General features: G+C 59.3%; 16 protein-coding genes. 8 read left to right on the top strand and 8 right to left on the bottom strand.

From position 1 onward, the window contains the following. Positions 1 to 12 precede the first annotated feature (12 nt). The gene (locus tag I9184_RS19225; protein WP_245218218.1) at positions 13 to 1,275 is read left to right on the top strand and encodes an FAD-dependent monooxygenase; all 1,263 of its coding nucleotides are present in this window, start codon (positions 13 to 15) and stop codon (positions 1,273 to 1,275) included. Here I9184_RS19225 and I9184_RS19220 read toward each other — a convergent pair. From I9184_RS19220 to I9184_RS19205, 4 genes are all read right to left on the bottom strand, one after another. After that, a complete protein-coding gene (locus I9184_RS19220; RefSeq protein ID WP_171119907.1) occupies positions 1,272 to 1,457 on the bottom strand; it encodes a Trm112 family protein in 186 nt (61 codons plus the stop codon). The two genes, I9184_RS19225 and I9184_RS19220, sit on opposite strands and share 4 nt — an antisense overlap. After that, a complete protein-coding gene (locus tag I9184_RS19215; RefSeq protein WP_209835452.1) occupies positions 1,454 to 2,095 on the bottom strand; it encodes an LON peptidase substrate-binding domain-containing protein in 642 nt (213 codons plus the stop codon). Before I9184_RS19215 ends, I9184_RS19220 begins: the two co-directional genes overlap by 4 nt. A 27-nt stretch (positions 2,096 to 2,122) precedes the next feature. Further along, on the bottom strand, positions 2,123 to 3,037 hold the full coding sequence (gene trxA / locus I9184_RS19210) for a thioredoxin (protein ID WP_171637754.1): 915 nt from the start codon (positions 3,035 to 3,037) through the stop codon (positions 2,123 to 2,125). A gap of 75 nt (positions 3,038 to 3,112) precedes the next feature. Further along, a complete protein-coding gene (locus I9184_RS19205; RefSeq protein ID WP_209835451.1) occupies positions 3,113 to 3,901 on the bottom strand; it encodes an exodeoxyribonuclease III in 789 nt (262 codons plus the stop codon). Between the two features lie 243 nt (positions 3,902 to 4,144). Here I9184_RS19205 and I9184_RS19200 point away from each other — a divergent pair, with 243 nt between their 5' ends. After that, positions 4,145 to 4,963: a DUF2189 domain-containing protein gene (locus I9184_RS19200; RefSeq protein WP_171637758.1), complete on the top strand. Its 819-nt coding sequence runs from the start codon at positions 4,145 to 4,147 to the stop codon at positions 4,961 to 4,963. A gap of 217 nt (positions 4,964 to 5,180) precedes the next feature. Here the strand turns inward: I9184_RS19200 and I9184_RS19195 are convergent, their stop codons facing one another. Then, a complete protein-coding gene (locus I9184_RS19195; protein ID WP_117872957.1) occupies positions 5,181 to 5,867 on the bottom strand; it encodes a response regulator transcription factor in 687 nt (228 codons plus the stop codon). Between the two features lie 162 nt (positions 5,868 to 6,029). Between I9184_RS19195 and ribA the strand changes: the two genes are divergently transcribed. Together ribA and I9184_RS19185 are read left to right on the top strand one after the other, a co-directional pair. Beyond that, a complete protein-coding gene (gene ribA, locus I9184_RS19190) occupies positions 6,030 to 7,121 on the top strand; it encodes a GTP cyclohydrolase II (protein ID WP_152459261.1) in 1,092 nt (363 codons plus the stop codon). Further along, a complete protein-coding gene (locus I9184_RS19185) occupies positions 7,118 to 7,618 on the top strand; it encodes a L,D-transpeptidase family protein (RefSeq protein ID WP_209835450.1) in 501 nt (166 codons plus the stop codon). The genes ribA and I9184_RS19185 overlap by 4 nt, the downstream gene beginning before the upstream one ends. On the opposite strand, the gene I9184_RS19180 is transcribed toward I9184_RS19185, so the two are convergent. Beyond that, the gene (locus I9184_RS19180; RefSeq protein WP_209835449.1) at positions 7,602 to 8,261 is read right to left on the bottom strand and encodes a YggS family pyridoxal phosphate-dependent enzyme; all 660 of its coding nucleotides are present in this window, start codon (positions 8,259 to 8,261) and stop codon (positions 7,602 to 7,604) included. The two genes, I9184_RS19185 and I9184_RS19180, sit on opposite strands and share 17 nt — an antisense overlap. A 101-nt stretch (positions 8,262 to 8,362) precedes the next feature. Further along, positions 8,363 to 9,412 (bottom strand): porin, encoded by a 1,050-nt coding sequence (locus I9184_RS19175; protein ID WP_171637765.1) that lies wholly within the window; start codon positions 9,410 to 9,412, stop codon positions 8,363 to 8,365. A 285-nt stretch (positions 9,413 to 9,697) separates the two neighbouring features. Here I9184_RS19175 and I9184_RS19170 point away from each other — a divergent pair, with 285 nt between their 5' ends. From I9184_RS19170 to holA, 4 genes are all read left to right on the top strand, one after another. Beyond that, positions 9,698 to 10,180 (top strand): DUF3576 domain-containing protein, encoded by a 483-nt coding sequence (locus I9184_RS19170; RefSeq protein WP_152459265.1) that lies wholly within the window; start codon positions 9,698 to 9,700, stop codon positions 10,178 to 10,180. Between the two features lie 72 nt (positions 10,181 to 10,252). Beyond that, entirely contained in the window at positions 10,253 to 12,790 is a 2,538-nt protein-coding gene (leuS, locus tag I9184_RS19165) for a leucine--tRNA ligase (protein WP_209835448.1), read from the top strand. Beyond that, positions 12,777 to 13,268, top strand: coding sequence for an LPS assembly lipoprotein LptE (gene lptE / locus I9184_RS19160; protein ID WP_209835447.1), 492 nt, complete (start codon positions 12,777 to 12,779; stop codon positions 13,266 to 13,268). The genes leuS and lptE overlap by 14 nt, the downstream gene beginning before the upstream one ends. Next, positions 13,265 to 14,293, top strand: a complete 1,029-nt coding sequence (gene holA / locus I9184_RS19155; protein WP_209835446.1) for a DNA polymerase III subunit delta — start codon at positions 13,265 to 13,267, stop codon at positions 14,291 to 14,293. The genes lptE and holA overlap by 4 nt, the downstream gene beginning before the upstream one ends. A 1-nt stretch (position 14,294) precedes the next feature. Here holA and I9184_RS19150 read toward each other — a convergent pair whose 3' ends face one another. After that, positions 14,295 to 15,479 (bottom strand): TIGR03862 family flavoprotein, encoded by a 1,185-nt coding sequence (locus tag I9184_RS19150; protein WP_209835445.1) that lies wholly within the window; start codon positions 15,477 to 15,479, stop codon positions 14,295 to 14,297. Positions 15,480 to 15,512: the final 33 nt, after the last annotated feature.

Below are 15,512 nucleotides of genomic sequence, written 5' to 3'. Positions count from 1 at the left end.
ACAGGACTGCACATGGACAATCCCGAAAGGGCGCGCATATTGCAGGGCATGACACAGGCTTCTGACATTCTGATCGTGGGCGGCGGGTTGAACGGCCCTGCTTTGGCGCTGGCACTGGCACAAACCGGTCATTCGGTCACGGTGATCGATGCGCTGGTCGAAAAGGTACGCAAGAACGCGGCATTCGACGGGCGCGCCTATGCGCTGGCTCTGGCCTCACAGCGGTTGTTGGACGCCATCGGTATTTGGGACCGCGTCGCGCAGCACGCCCAGCCGATGCTGGAAATCAAGGTCACAGATGGCCATGCCGGGACAGGGCCATCGCCGTTTTTCATGCATTTCGACCATGCCGAGATCGAAGAAGGCCCGATGGGGTATATGGTCGAGGATCGCCACCTGCGCCGTGCTTTTCTGGACGCGATGGCCGAAGAGCCGCGCATCACCCAGGTAAGCGGCAAATCCGTCGTTTCGCAACAGACCGACACGGCCAGCGTGACCGTGACGTTGGATGACAGCAAAACCCTGGGCGGCAGCCTGCTGGTTGGCTGTGACGGTCGCCGCAGCGGAACCGCGTCACGGGCCGGCATCAAACGCACCGGTTGGGATTACGGCCAGACGGCATTGGTCTGCGCCATCGAACATGAGCTGCCACATAATGGCATCGCGCATCAGTTTTTCATGCCACCCGGTCCGCTGGCAATTCTGCCGTTAACTGGCAATCGCAGTTCCATCGTCTGGAGCGAACGCACCGACAGCGCACAGCACATCAACGCCCTGCCCGAGGATGACTACGTGCAAGTTCTGCGCCCGCGATTTGGCGATTTTCTTGGCAAAATCAGTCTGGCGGGAGATCGTTTCACTTATCCGCTGAACCTGACCATAGCCAATTCCTTCATCAGCGATCGCATGGCGCTGGTCGGAGATGCCGCGCACGGAATGCACCCCATTGCCGGTCAGGGCCTGAACGCTGGCCTCCGCGATGTCGGCGCTCTGGCTGAGGTCCTGACTTTGGCGGGACGGCGCGGCGAGGATATCGGCTCGTTGATGGTTCTGGAGCGCTATCAGGAATGGCGCCGTTTCGACACGGCCTCGCTGGCGATGGCGACGGATGTCTTCAACAAGCTTTTTTCCAACGACAACCCGCTGCTGCGGCTTGGACGTGACATTGGCATGGGGGTTGTCGGCGCTTTGCCCGGCCTCCGTCGCGGTTTCGTTCGCGAAGCGGCCGGGCTGACCGGGGATCTGCCCAAGCTGTTGCAAGGGCGCCCGATTTAATCCAGCTGTCGGGCCTCGTCGACCAGCATGACCGGAATGCCGTTGCGGATGGGAAAAGCCAAACCCGCCGCTTTTGAAACAAGCTCTCGCTTTTCGGCGTCATAGTGCAGGGTCGTATGTGTCTGCGGGCAGATCATCGCCTCGAGCATGTGGCGATCAAAGGCGTGTTCAGGGTCGGTCATTGCAGTTTTTCCTCGTTTGATCCGCCGCGCATGGCGAATTCAATCAGCGTCACCAACGTTTCGCGCCGGGTGCGCAGGCAGGGGGCTTCCAGCAGGGCCTGTTTGTCCTCGGGGTCGAAATCCAGAAGCATCGACAGGGAATTCACCAAAAGTTCATCCTCTGCGTCCTTAAGCGAATCCCAGTCGGTGGACAATTGACGGGATGAAAAGAAACGCTCCAACAATGTCAGGAACGCGTTGCGGTCAAACCCGTTGTCTTTCTCGGCCTTTCCCAGATCACGGTCGAACCCGTCCCACGAGACCGCGCACCTCCGGTAGGGCGTGAACGAGTCCAGCTCTGACATGACCCTGAACCGGGATATACCGGTCAACGTGATCAGGTACCGGCCATCTTCGGTTTCCGAAAACTGCGTCACCCGCCCTGCGCATCCGATACGGTGCAGCTTGTCTTCGTCATTGACCGAAGGATTCGGCTGAACCATTGCGATCAACCGTTCCTTGGTTTTCAGCGCGTCGTCCAGCATCTGAAGATAGCGCGGCTCGAATATGTGAAGCGGCAAGCGCGAACGCGGGAGCAGCAGCGCCCCGGGCAATGGAAAAACAGATACCGTTTCCGGCAGGTCGGCGGGATGCATCATGTACCCGACTCTAGCTCTGATGAGAGATTAGGCAAATATCATCGAACTGAGTTTGCGACGTCCGTTCAGAACAATCGGGTCATTGGGCTTGAGCGCATCGAAGATGGTGAAAAGCTGTGTCTTGGCTGCACCTTCATTCCATTCACGATCCCGGTGGAACAGTTCCAGCAATTGTGCCACGGCTTCTTCCACATTGCCGTTCGCGTGCAGCGCCTGCGCCAGATCAAAGCGGGCTTGATGGTTGTCCGGATCCGCCTCAACCGCTGCCGTCAGCTCGGCGACGGGGCCGGCATCTGCTGCCTGCTTTGCAAGCTCCAGCTGCGCATGTGCGGCCTCCAGCTCGGCCGATGTGGAGATCTCGGCCGGAGCGCCGTTCAGGATCGCTTCTGCCTGCTCCAGATCACCGGTGGCGATATGCGCCCGCACCAGACCACCATATGCAGCGGCGTGGTTCGGATCTTCGCCCAGAATTGCGGCAAAGGTCTGAGCCGCGTCCGCAGCCGCGCCTTCGGCAAGCATTTCCTCGGCAGCCTGCACAGCATCATCCAGTTGCCCCCCGGGGCTTTCCCCCCCTGCGGCTTCGATCACGCGGTCCACGAAGGCCTTGATCTCGGATCCCGGCAACGCGCCTTGAAACCCGTCCACAGGCTGGCCCTTGAAAAAGGCATAGACGGTCGGGATCGACTGGATGCGCATTTGCGCAGCAATTGTCTGCGCCTCATCCACATTGATCTTGACCATCTTCACCGCGCCTTTCGCGGCTGTCACAGCCTCTTCCAGCATCGGTCCAAGGGTTTTGCACGGGCCACACCAAGGTGCCCAGAAATCGACGATCACAGGTGTTTCCTGCGAGGTTTCCACCACATCGGCCATGAAAGTGGCCTCGGTCCCGTCTTTGATCAGATCGGTTGCTGGGGCGTTTCCGCCGTTCAGAAGGTCCATGGCAATCACTCTTTCGTTCGAACTTGCGCCCTATATGCAGCCGCTTGTCGCGGAAACCAAGGGCTGAGTTGCGGATCAGATGTCGAAACTGGCAAAGACCGGAGCGTGATCGCTTGGTTTTTCCCATCCACGGGCGTCCCGCAGAATACGGCTGGAATGGCCCGCGTTCGAGATATCGGCCGTGGCCCAGATATGGTCCAGCCGGCGCCCCTTGTCCGCCGCATCCCAATCCCGGGCGCGATAGGACCACCAGCTGTAAAGCTGCCCTTCCGGGATGTCCTGACGGGTGATATCAACCCAGCCACCTGCTTCCTGTGTCTCGGCCAGATGCTCGACTTCGATGGGCGTGTGCGAGACGATCTTCAGCAGTTGTTTGTGTGACCACACATCATCCTCACGCGGAGCGATGTTCAGGTCGCCGACAAGGATGGATTTAGCCGGCTTTTCCGCACGGAACCAATCGCGCATATCAGTGAGATAGTCGAGCTTCTGGCCGAATTTCTCATTCACGTTCCGGTCCGGCACGTCGCCGCCCGCCGGGACATAGAAATTGTGGATCGTGACACCATTTTCCAACCGCCCGGCAATATGGCGGGCATGTCCGAGACCCGCGAAATCCTTGTCGCCCACCTCTTCCATCGGCAGGCGCGACAGGATGGCGACGCCGTTGTAACCCTTCTGCCCCCGCGCGATCATGTGGGTGTAGCCCAGTTCGGAAAACCCTTCGGTCGGGATCTTCTCAACCGGTGATTTGCACTCTTGCAGGCACAATACATCAGGGGCTTCTTCTTGCAGCAATTTCAGCACGATAGGCTCGCGCAGGCGAACAGAATTGATGTTCCATGTGGCAAGGGTGAAAGGCATGTCGGGGATTCCTTTGTCGCGATTGGCGCAGGTTAACGTGGCACAACGCCAGTTGCCACGAGAAAAGGCAGCCCCGTTGCCAGGACCACAGACCGGCAGTTAGGCGGGCGTCACATTCGTGCTTTCCCTTGCCCTGATATCTCGCCTGATGCAGACTTGTCTGCGAATGAGGAATGTCTGTTTCACCGCTGGGTCTGTTCGCGAACAGACCGGCCCGGCACCATGCTTTGGGAGGAGTGTGTCATGGCATCCGAGACCGCAGGTTCCACGCCACCAGAAAACCTGACGCCGCAGCAGCGGGACATGCCGCAGGTCAACAAGATCACGACGGATGACATCAGGGCGTCGCTGAAAGCCGGGTTTTCCGACTTTTTGGCCCGCCCTGTCCTGAGCGGCTTTTTCGGTCTGTTCTATGCAGTATTCGGAATTCTGCTGGTTTGGGTCCTGATCTGGCTTGGCCAGATCTGGATGATCATTCCCGCCATTGTCGGCTTTCCGCTGGTCGCACCTTTCGCCGCCGCCGGGCTTTATGAAATGTCGCGCCGCTTGCAAAAAGGCGAAAGCTTTGGCTGGGCTGAAATCCTCAGCGTCATGGCCAATCAACGCAAACGCGAATTGGGCTGGATGGCCTTTGTCACACTTTTCATTTTCTGGGTGTGGATCTACCAGGTTCGGCTTTGGCTGGCGATCACCCTTCAGAACGCATCCTTCTCGGATTTCGACGGGTTTTTGAACACCGTGTTCTTCACGCCGCAGGGCTGGATCTTCCTTGCCATTGGCACCTGTGTCGGCGCGTTCCTGTCAGCCGTACTGTTTTCGGTGACCGTCGTCGCCATGCCCTTGCTGCTGGACCGGGAAACCAACTTCATCTCTGCCATGTTGACCTCTTTGCGCGTCGTATCCGAAAGCCCGGCGGTCATGCTCGGCTGGGCGGCGATCATCTCGGTCACCATACTGCTGTCGCTGGTTCCAGCGTTTCTGGGCCTGATCTTTACCCTTCCGATCCTTGGCCACACCACGTGGCACCTTTACCAGCGCGCCGTTGCCCCGGCGGAAGGGTGAACCGCGGCAGAGCTCACCTCCGTCATTGGGCGAATATCGGTCAGTGCTGCTGTCTGCCTTCGTGTGGAAGCCGCCCCTCAGCAGCGAAAAAAAGCCGGGCCATTCGGCCCGGCAGTCCAACAGGGAGGTACATGTCATAACCCGGACATGCACGGGTTGGGAGTAACCTAATTATGAGTACAGAGTATCACTTTGATCCACATCAATCCACAACCAGTTAAGACACGAGCCTATATCCACCCGATTCTGTGACCAAAAGGCGCGCATTGGACGGATCGGGCTCGATCTTCTGACGCAGACGATAGATGTGGGTTTCCAGCGTGTGGGTCGTGACCCCGGCATTGTATCCCCAGACTTCGTGCAACAGCACATCCCGCGCCACGACACCATCGGTTGATCGGTACAGGAACTTGAGGATGTTGGTTTCCTTCTCGGTCAGACGGATCTTGCGGTCTTCTTCCGTGATCAGCATCTTCATCGCCGGCTTGAACGTATAGGGGCCAAGAACAAATACCGCGTCCTCGGATTGTTCGTGCTGCCGCAGCTGAGCGCGGATACGGGCCAGCAATACCGGAAATTTGAAGGGTTTGGAGACATAATCGTTCGCGCCGGCGTCCAGGCCCAAGATCGTATCGGCATCGCTGTCATGACCGGTCAGCATCAGAATCGGGCTTTTCACGCCCTGTTTACGCATCAGGCGGCACAATTCCCGCCCGTCGGTATCCGGCAGACCCACATCAAGAATGACCAGATCATAGATCGCTTCGCGTGCGCGCTCCATAGCGGACTGGCCGTCTGACGCTTCGAAAACGTCAAAGTCTTCGGTCATGACAAGTTGCTCGCTAAGCGCCTCACGCAGATCCTCGTCATCGTCCACCAACAGGATTTTTTTGAGTTGAGCCATTTCCCGATCCTCCAAACGCTTTTCCATCACTTGCGCGCGGAATATGCAATCAACAAGATTTGCTGCAACGGTTTCACGCCATCGTGTCAGAGTTGGCAGAAATGTTTCACATTTCCTTTGGAAACAGCTAGGAGAAGGGCTGAGCGTTATAGGGTAACATAGATGAGCCTCATTCCCGATATCACCGAACTTCTTGCCCGGGCCCGGGCCGATCTGCGCATGGGCGTTCCAGTGGTTCTGACCGATGACAGCGGCTTTAGCGTTGTGGCGATCTCTGCGGAAACGCTCAACCCGCAGCGCCTGGCCGATCTGAAAAAGCTCGGAGACCCGGTGGTGGCCATTACCGGGCGGCGGGCCGAAACACTCAAGGCGCGGGCCTATGACGGCGATCTTGCACGCGTTTCAATTCCCGCCGATGCAGACATCACTTGGGTGCAGGCGGTTGCTGATCCCTCTGACGATCTGAACGCGCCGATGAAAGGGCCGTTGATGACCGAGCGCCACGGTAACGCCAATTTGCACCGCATCGCGATTGCGTTGGCCAAGTCCGCGCGCATTCTTCCTGCCGCGGTCGTCGTGCCGGTCGAAGATGGCCGGGCCTTTGCGGTATCGCACGGCCTGACCTGCATTGACCACACGCGCGCCGCCCCGCATCTGGCGGACCGCAGCGCCCTGCACGAGGTGGTTGCCGCGCGTCTTCCGATGGAAGTATCCGAGGCCGGCCGTCTGCATGTTTTCCGCCCCGAAGATGGCGGAGAAGAACATTACGCAGTCGAAATAGGCCGCCCGGATCGGGACAAACCAGTGCTGGCCCGATTGCATTCCGCCTGTTTCACGGGCGATCTGATGGGCAGCCTGAAATGCGACTGCGGTCCGCAATTGCGGGGCGCACTGGCGCAAATGGGGGCCGAAGGGGCTGGCGTTCTTCTGTATCTGAACCAGGAAGGGCGTGGTATCGGGCTGGCCAACAAGATGCGTGCCTATTTTCTTCAAGATCAGGGTTTTGACACGGTAGAAGCAAACCACAGGCTGGGTTTCGAGGATGATGAGCGCGACTTCCGACTCGGGTCGGATATCCTGAAATCTCTGGGTTTCAACTCGGTGCGCCTGCTGACCAACAACCCTGCCAAGATCTCGATGATGGAACGCACAGGGATCGCCGTGACCGAGCGCGTTCCTTTGAAAGTGGGTGAAACCGCGCACAACAGGGGATACCTGGCCACGAAAGCCGCGAAATCCGGGCACCTGTTGTGACCCCAGACGATCTTGTGCTCACCCCGCGTGGTGTTCGCTTTCGTGGCAGGACGTTCCCCTGCTCGATTGGAAAAGGCGGATTGAGCAACACGAAACACGAGGGCGATGGGGCGACACCTACCGGATGCCATCGAATCGTCGGCATGCTCTACCGGCCCGACCGGCTGGTCGCCCCCAACTTCTGGGCGATCCCGATTGGGCCGCAGGACTTGTGGTCTGATGACGTCGAAGACAGCCACTATAATCACTTGGTGCTTGCCCCTTATGCGTTCAGTCATGAGAAACTGCGCCGGGCTGATCCGCTTTATGATCTGGTCCTGTTGACCAACTGGAACTGGCCGAATGCCGTTCCCGGCAAGGGATCGGCGATTTTTCTGCATCAGTGGCGCAGGCCCGGCTACCCCACCGAGGGCTGCATTGCCTTCCGTCGGGACCATCTGCACTGGATTGCAGGGCGAATTTCCCTTGGAACGCGCCTGATTATTCCTGAGGCTTGACCCGCTCGCCGAAAATGGCCGACCCGATACGAACATGGGTCGCGCCCAAGGCGATGGCCTGCTCGAAATCACCGCTCATCCCCATCGACAACCCCTCAAGCCCATTGCGGGCTGCGATCTTGGCCAAGAGGGCGAAATGCAAAGTGGGTTCTTCATCGACCGGCGGGATGCACATCAGCCCGCGTACCGGTAGATCCAGCGATCGGCATTCCGCGATAAACCCGTCCGCATCCGCAGGAAGAACGCCTGCCTTCTGGGCTTCTTCCCCCGTATTGACCTGAATGAAAAGGTCGGGGCAGTATCCCACTTCTTGCGCCAGCCGCGCCAGGGTTTTGGCCAGTTTGGGGCGATCGACCGAATGGATCGCATTGCACAGTTCCATCGCCTGCCTGGCCTTGTTGGTCTGCAACGGGCCGATGAGATGCAGATCGACGGCATCGAACTGCTCTTTGAAAGCGGGCCATTTGCTGGCCGCCTCCTGCACGCGATTCTCACCAAAACACCTGTGGCCCTGCTCCAGCACCGCCTGAACTCGCTCATTCGGTTGTACTTTGGATACAGCGATCAGTTTGACGGAACCGGCAGGGCGGTCCGATCTGGCTTCGGCATTTGCAATGCGTGCGGTGATTTCTTGCAACGACATGGGGCCCTCAATCTGTCTTTGGCGCAGAAAAACACCAAGTCGACGCAAAAGAAAAGGGCGAGTCCGAAGACCCGCCCTCAAACCTTGCGGTTCAGATCAGCTTAGAAGTTGAACTGAGCACCGAAGTCAGCAACGATTGTGTCGCTTGCGCAGCTGTCACAGTCGTTGCGGCCGATACCACCGCGCAGCGATGCACCGCCACCCAGGTCGTAGATCGCACCGATAGCAACCTGCTGAAGGTCAGCAGAGGCGTTACCGTCACCATAGGTGAACAGCAGGGTGGTTGCAGCGCCCAGGTTGTAGGCGGCCGACAGACCCCATGCAGTACCGTCGGTCGCTGCAACATTGGTTGCGTCGTCCGCGACAAACAGAGTACCCGAGAAGTCACCCCATTCGCCACCCAGGGTCAGAACGGTCAGGCTCGGATCGCTGCCTGCACCTGCGTCGGTCTGACCATAGGCCAGAGCGGCAGTGATGTTGTTGAAGGTGTAGGTTGCGCTGATGTCCCAGCGGTCTGCGTCAGCGGTGGTCGAAGTGGTACCACCAGCTGCAACAGTTGTAACCTGCGCTTGGTCATAAGATGCACCAAACGAGAAGTCACCAACCGAATACTGGAAGAACACAGCGTTCGAACCCGAACCGGTCGACGAGTAACCCAGGAAGCTGTAGTCAACGCCCGAGTACTGACCTGCGAACAGTTCCAGACCTACTTCGTTGCCGTAGTAGTTTGCCAGGTTGTCAAACGAACCTGCGACGTTACCCGCGTCAACACGCAGACCGCCGTAGATGACCGAGAAGCGTGCGCCGTTCAGGCCGGCCGAGTTTGCTTCACCGGTGCTGCTGTTTTCGTCGGCTTGCAGACGAACACGACCTTCAAAACGAACGCCGCCGTCGGTTTCTGCGATGCCGTCGATGTTCAGACGGAAGCGCGAGACCAGGATAGCGTCGTCAGACTGCGCGGTCGAAGTTGCGGAGACGTCATCGGCTGTACCCATCAGGCCGTCTGCACCAGGTCCGTTAACGGTTGTGGTTGCGGTACGGTCTTCAACGTAGCCGATACCAAAACGGCCGTAACCGCTGAAGTTAATCTCAGCTGCCGCAACGCCTGCGGTCGCGATCAGCGCCGTCGATGCGAAGAGAACTTTTTTCATCTTGTTTCCCTCGGTTTCATTCAAAAGAGTTATCTACTCGACACATGCCTCGGCATATGTCTCAGCACGGACACCGTTTCGCTCTTTTTGCCCCCATTGCGCAAGCTTGGCATAAACCCGGTCACGTCATTGGGGTCAGATTGGTGCAAGGATGCCACAGTTCGTTTTTGCCCGGATCAGGCTGACACGCTTACATTTCAGAAGAATAGGCTTGTTGCAGCGAGGGTCCTTGGCTAGGAGTATGCCCTGAATACTGCACAACAAGTGAAACAGGACCTGCTGACAATGCGCCTGCCTACGATTTTGGGATTAATCATGCTGACCACCACTATTGCGGCATGCGGGCAGAATCGAAGCACTTCGACATATTCCCCCAATCCCGCCAGCGGTAATTCCGATGAACGCGAGCTGAACGATCCTGAACGAACAACGCTGTGGGACATTTTCGATCGCAGCACGGCCGAGCAGACCACCAATGTAAACCGGTACTTGTGGGCAGCTTCGCTGGACATTTTGAACTTCTTGCCTGTGCAGGAGGTCGATCCGTTTACCGGAGTGATCGTAACAGGTTACGGCACTCCTCCGGGCGGAGGACGGTCATACAGGGCGACCGTACACATCAGTGATCCGGCGCTTGCGGCCCGGTCTTTGTCCGTCGCCCTGCAATCCAGCGGGGGCGCCCCGGTAAGCGCGGCAACAACCCGTGCGGTGGAGGATGCGATTCTGTCCCGCGCGCGTCAGCTGCGCATCGCGGACAACAAGTTCTAGCACTCCGCCGAAAATCACACTAATACCACGCCGGGTTCCTACCCGGCGTTTTCATTCACGAAGGACCGCACAATGTCGCGCTATTCGGCCACCGAAATCGAAGCAAAATGGCAAGAAGCCTGGGACAAGGCAGGAATCTTCACCGCCAACCACAAGGCGGACAAGCCGAAATACTATGTGCTTGAGATGTTCCCCTACCCGTCCGGCCGAATCCATATGGGGCATGTGCGAAACTATACGATGGGCGACGTCATCGCGCGGCACAAGCTGGCCACCGGGCACAATGTTCTGCACCCCATGGGCTGGGACGCGTTCGGGATGCCGGCGGAAAACGCTGCCATGGCGATCGGCGGCCACCCCAAAGAGTGGACTTACGGCAATATCGCCGACATGCGCGCCCAGATGAAGCCACTGGGCCTGTCGATCGACTGGTCCCGTGAATTCGCCACATGTGATCCGGAATACTATGGCCAGCAGCAGGCGCTGTTCCTCGACATGCTCGAGGCCGGGCTGGTCTATCGCAAGAATGCCGTGGTGAACTGGGATCCGGTCGACATGACCGTTCTGGCCAATGAACAGGTGGAAAACGGGCGCGGCTGGCGCTCGGGTGCTCTGGTGGAACGGCGCGAGCTGACGCAGTGGTTCTTCAAGATCTCGGATTATTCCGAAGAACTGCTGAACGCTCTGGACACGCTGGAAAACTGGCCCGCCAAGGTTCGGCTGATGCAGGAAAACTGGATCGGCAAGTCGCGCGGCCTGCAATTCGGGTTCGAGCGCACCGATGGTGGGGAACCGATCACTGTCTACACGACGCGCCCCGACACGCTGCTGGGCGCGTCCTTCGTTGGGATCTCGCCCGATCACCCGATCGCCAAACAGCTTGAGGCCGAAAACCCGGAAGTCGCTGAATTCGTTGCCGAATGCCGCAAGGGCGGCACCACGGAAGAGGCCATCGAAACCGGCGAAAAGCTGGGTTTGGACACCGGCATCCGCGTCAAGCATCCGTTGGACCCGAACTGGGAACTGCCGGTCTGGATCGCCAATTTCATCCTGATGGATTACGGCACCGGCGCGATCTTCGCCTGCCCGGCCCATGACCAGCGCGACCTTGATTTCTGCCGCAAATACGATCTGCCGGTGATCGATACGTTCTTTGCGCTGGACGACGACACACCGGTCGACAAGATCGCCTTTGTCCCGCCAAAGACCGAGAAAGTCCGCTGGGTGAACCATTTCGCAGGCCTGACCGAAGCAACCGGAGAAGAGGCGATCAACACCACCATCGATTTCGCCGAAAAAGCCGGTTGGGGCGAAGGGGTCACGAAATACCGCCTGCGCGATTGGGGCCTGAGTCGTCAGCGGTACTGGGGTTGCCCGATTCCCGTGGTGCATTGCGAATCCTGCGGCGTGGTGCCCGAGAAAAAAGAGAACCTGCCGGTCCGTCTGCCCGACGATGTCACGTTCGACAAACCGGGCAATCCGCTGGATCGCCACCCGACCTGGCGCGATTGCGCCTGCCCAAACTGCGGCGCTCCGGCCAAGCGTGAGACCGACACGATGGACACGTTCGTGGATTCGTCATGGTATTTCGCCCGATTCACCGCTCCGCGCGCGGAAACACCCACCGATCTGGCCGAGGCGGAATACTGGATGAATGTAGACCAGTATATCGGCGGGATCGAACACGCGATTCTGCACCTGCTGTATTCGCGGTTCTTCGCCCGCGCGATGAACATCACCGGGCATTTGCCGGACAAAGCCATCGAACCCTTCGACGCGCTGTTCACCCAAGGCATGGTGACGCACGAGATCTACCAGACCCGCGATGCCAACGGTCGTCCGGTCTATCACCTGCCCGAAGAGGTGACGGACGGAAAACTGGCTGACGGCACACAGGTCGAGATCATCCCATCGGCCAAGATGTCAAAGTCCAAGAAGAACGTTGTCGACCCGGTCAGCATCATCTCGGCCTTCGGCGCAGATACCGCGCGCTGGTTCGTGCTGTCCGATTCGCCACCCGAACGGGACGTGGAATGGACGGCTGCGGGGGCCGAGGCCGCGTACAAGCATCTCAACCGTGTCTGGAACCTCTGCGACAAGATCGGCGCCATGGACCCGAATGCCACGGGTGAAGGCGATGAGGAACTGCTGCGCGAGATGCACAAAACCATCCGCGACGTGACATTGGGTGTTGAAAGCTTTGGCTTCAACGCGGCCATCGCCAAGCTTTATGCCTTCACCAACACGCTGGCGAAATCCAAGGCAGGTGCTGCGGCCCAAAAGCAGGCCATCAAAACGCTGGCACAGATGATGTCGCCGATGACACCGCATCTGGCGGAAGATATTTGGGCCCATCAGGGCGGCGAAGGCCTTGTGGCCGTTGCGCCATGGCCCGTCGCCGACGAGGCGATGCTGGTTGATGACACCGTCACCTTGCCGATCCAGATCAACGGCAAGCGTCGCGCGGAAATCAGCGTGGCCAAGGATCTGGACAAAGCCGAGGTTGAAAAAATTGCGCTCAGCACCGAAGCTGTTCAAAAGGCGCTGGAAGGGAATGCGCCGAAGAAAGTGATCGTCGTTCCAGGCCGGATTGTGAATGTTGTCGTTTGATCGCAGAACGTTTTTGTTGATGCCGCTGGCGCTGGCCGCCTGCGGCTTTGAGCCCGTCTATGCACCTGGCGGATCGGGTTCGGCCTTGTATGGCCGCGTCGAGGTGTCGGCGCCCAACACCGTGGAAAGCTATTTGCTGGTGCAAGATCTGGAACAGCAACTGGGGCGAAGCGCCGGGTCGGTGAACGATTTCAAGCTGGACGTTCAGGTTTCGACCGTAACGCGTGGCGCAGCAATCACCACCACAAACGAAACGCAACGCTACACCATCAACGGAAGCGCGCAATACACGCTGCGGTCCAACGCAACCGGTCAGATCATCGCCTCGGGCTCGGTGGCGGATTTTGTGTCATATTCTGCCGCAGGATCGACCGTTTCCACCTTGGCGGATGAGCGCGATGCCAAGAGACGGCTGATGATGATTCTGTCGGGTCAGATCATGAACCGTCTTTACGCCACACCGGGCCTGGCTGCATGAAGTTGGGCCCGCGCGAGGCTGAGGGGTATTTTGCCAAGCCGGACGCGGACAAGACAGGGCTGCTTATCTATGGCGCGGATGCGATGCGGGTTGCGCTCAAGCGGCAACAGGTGCTGGCCGCTCTGCTTGGCGCCCAAGCCGAAGAAGAAATGCGCCTGACACGCATGCCCGGTGGCGATCTGCGTGGTGATCCCGCCCTGCTGCTGGACGCGGTCAAGGCGGTCGGCTTCTTTCCCGGCCCACGTGCCGTTTTCGTGGAAGACGCAACCGAAACCGCGGCGCCGGCAATTCTGGCCGCACTCGAAGATTGGGCCCCCGGAGACGCCCAGATCATCGTGACCTCGGGGCAATTGAAACCCAGCTCGAAAATCCGCAAGGCGTTCGAAGGCCACCCTGCCGCCTACGCAGTCGGCATTTATGACGACCCGCCCTCACGCGCCGAAGTGGAACGGGTTCTTGCCGAGTCGGGTATGAAAAACGTGCCCCGAGATGTCATGTCTGCAATCAGCGAATTGGCCGTCAGCCTCAGCCCCGGTGATTTCGCCCAAACGATTGAAAAACTGTCTCTTTACAAGCGCGGTGACAGCGCTGATTTGACGATCGAAGATATTGAGGCCTGCGCCCCGCGCTCGACCGAGGCGGCGCTGGATGATGTTCTCAACGTCGTTGCCGAAGGCCGCGCCGGTGAGATCGGGCCGCTGATCCGGAGGTTGCAGGCGCAGGGCACCAACGGCGTGACTCTGTGCATCGGAGCGATGCGGCATTTTCGGACACTCTATGCCTGCGCGTCCGATCCCGGCGGTGCTACGCAGGGCATCGGTAAGCTGCGTCCACCGGTTTACGGCAAACGGCGTGACCGTATCCTGCGGCAGGCACAAGGTTGGGGCGCGACCAAGCTGCAAACCGCACTGACGGTTCTGACCGATACAGATTTGGCGCTGCGGTCGGCCGGGCAGACAGCCCCTGCCATGGCGCTGGTGGAACGCGCGATGATCCGATTGGCGATGTTGGCGCGATCCCGCTAGGTCACTCAGCCTTTTCCAGCCAGTCGGCGGCAGACCGACCGGCCCAGCGCCCGGTCGCCAGGCAAGCCGTGAGCAGATAGCCCCCGGTCGGGGCCTCCCAGTCCAGCATTTCCCCAGCGCAGAACACACCCGGCAGGGCCGTCAGCATCAGCCCGTCATCCAGCGCTGCCTGTTTGACACCACCTGCGGTCGAAATGGCTTCGTCCATCGGGCGAAGGCCGACATGCCGGACAGGCAGCTTTTTCAACATGCTCACTTGCACGGATTGAGGGTGGCCACCGCGTTTTGCCATTTCATGAAACAGGGCGATTTTCTGAGCAGACAGGTTCAGCGATTTCCTCATCCACTGGGACAGCGTTGTTTTCGACCGTTTCGCGGACAACCGCGCCAGCAGAGCCTGTTGGTCCAGATCAGGCGTCAGATCAGCAAACAATGGTGTCCCCGCGCGCAAGGCCGGTGTCAGCTTATACAGCCCTCCGCCTTCCAGACCGGTTCTGGAAATCGCAGCCTCTCCTCGGCTCTCCAAATCACCTGCCATCCATCGGATCGATTTCAATGCGGCCCCGAAATGGGGCTGCATATGTGGGCTCCAATCAACGGAAATGGCTGAGTTTGCGGGTTCAAAGGGTGCCAAAGCCACGTCTTTTCCGGCCAATATCTGCGCCCAGTGACCGTCCGAGCCTAGGCGGGCCCAGCTTGCACCGCCCAGTGCCAGCACGGTGACATCCGTCGAAACACTGCGCCGCCCGTCCGGAGTGTCAAACACCGGCGCATCACCGTCCCAGCCTGTCCAACGCCAGCGGGTCCTGATTTCGACCCCGGCCTTGCCCAATCGTGCCAACCAGGCCCGCAATAAGGGCGAGGCCTTCATTGCTTGGGGAAACACGCGCCCCGTCGAGCCGACAAACAGCGTCTGCCCCAACCCGCGCGCCCAGTGCTGAACAGCTTCGGCATCAAAGTCAGACATGATCGGACGCAACCAATCTGCCGCTTCACCATAGGCGCGGATCAGGTCATCACGCGGCTCGTCCTTGGTCAGGTTCAGCCCCGATTTCCCGGCCATCAGGAACTTGCGCGCGACCGAAGGTTTGGCCTCGGCCACCAACACGGAATGCCCGGCTGCGGCGAGCTGTTCGGCCGCCATCAACCCGGCGGGGCCTGCTCCAATCACCACTGCCTGCGCCATTCGCACCCTCTTGCCTTCGCCCGTCGCAGGCGC

It is taken from the genome of Ruegeria sp. HKCCE3926 (assembly GCF_017872515.1).
In the GTDB taxonomy this organism is placed as follows: domain Bacteria; phylum Pseudomonadota; class Alphaproteobacteria; order Rhodobacterales; family Rhodobacteraceae; genus Ruegeria.
Note: the sequence above shows the minus strand (reverse complement) of the source record. Positions and strands in the feature narration are given on the sequence as shown.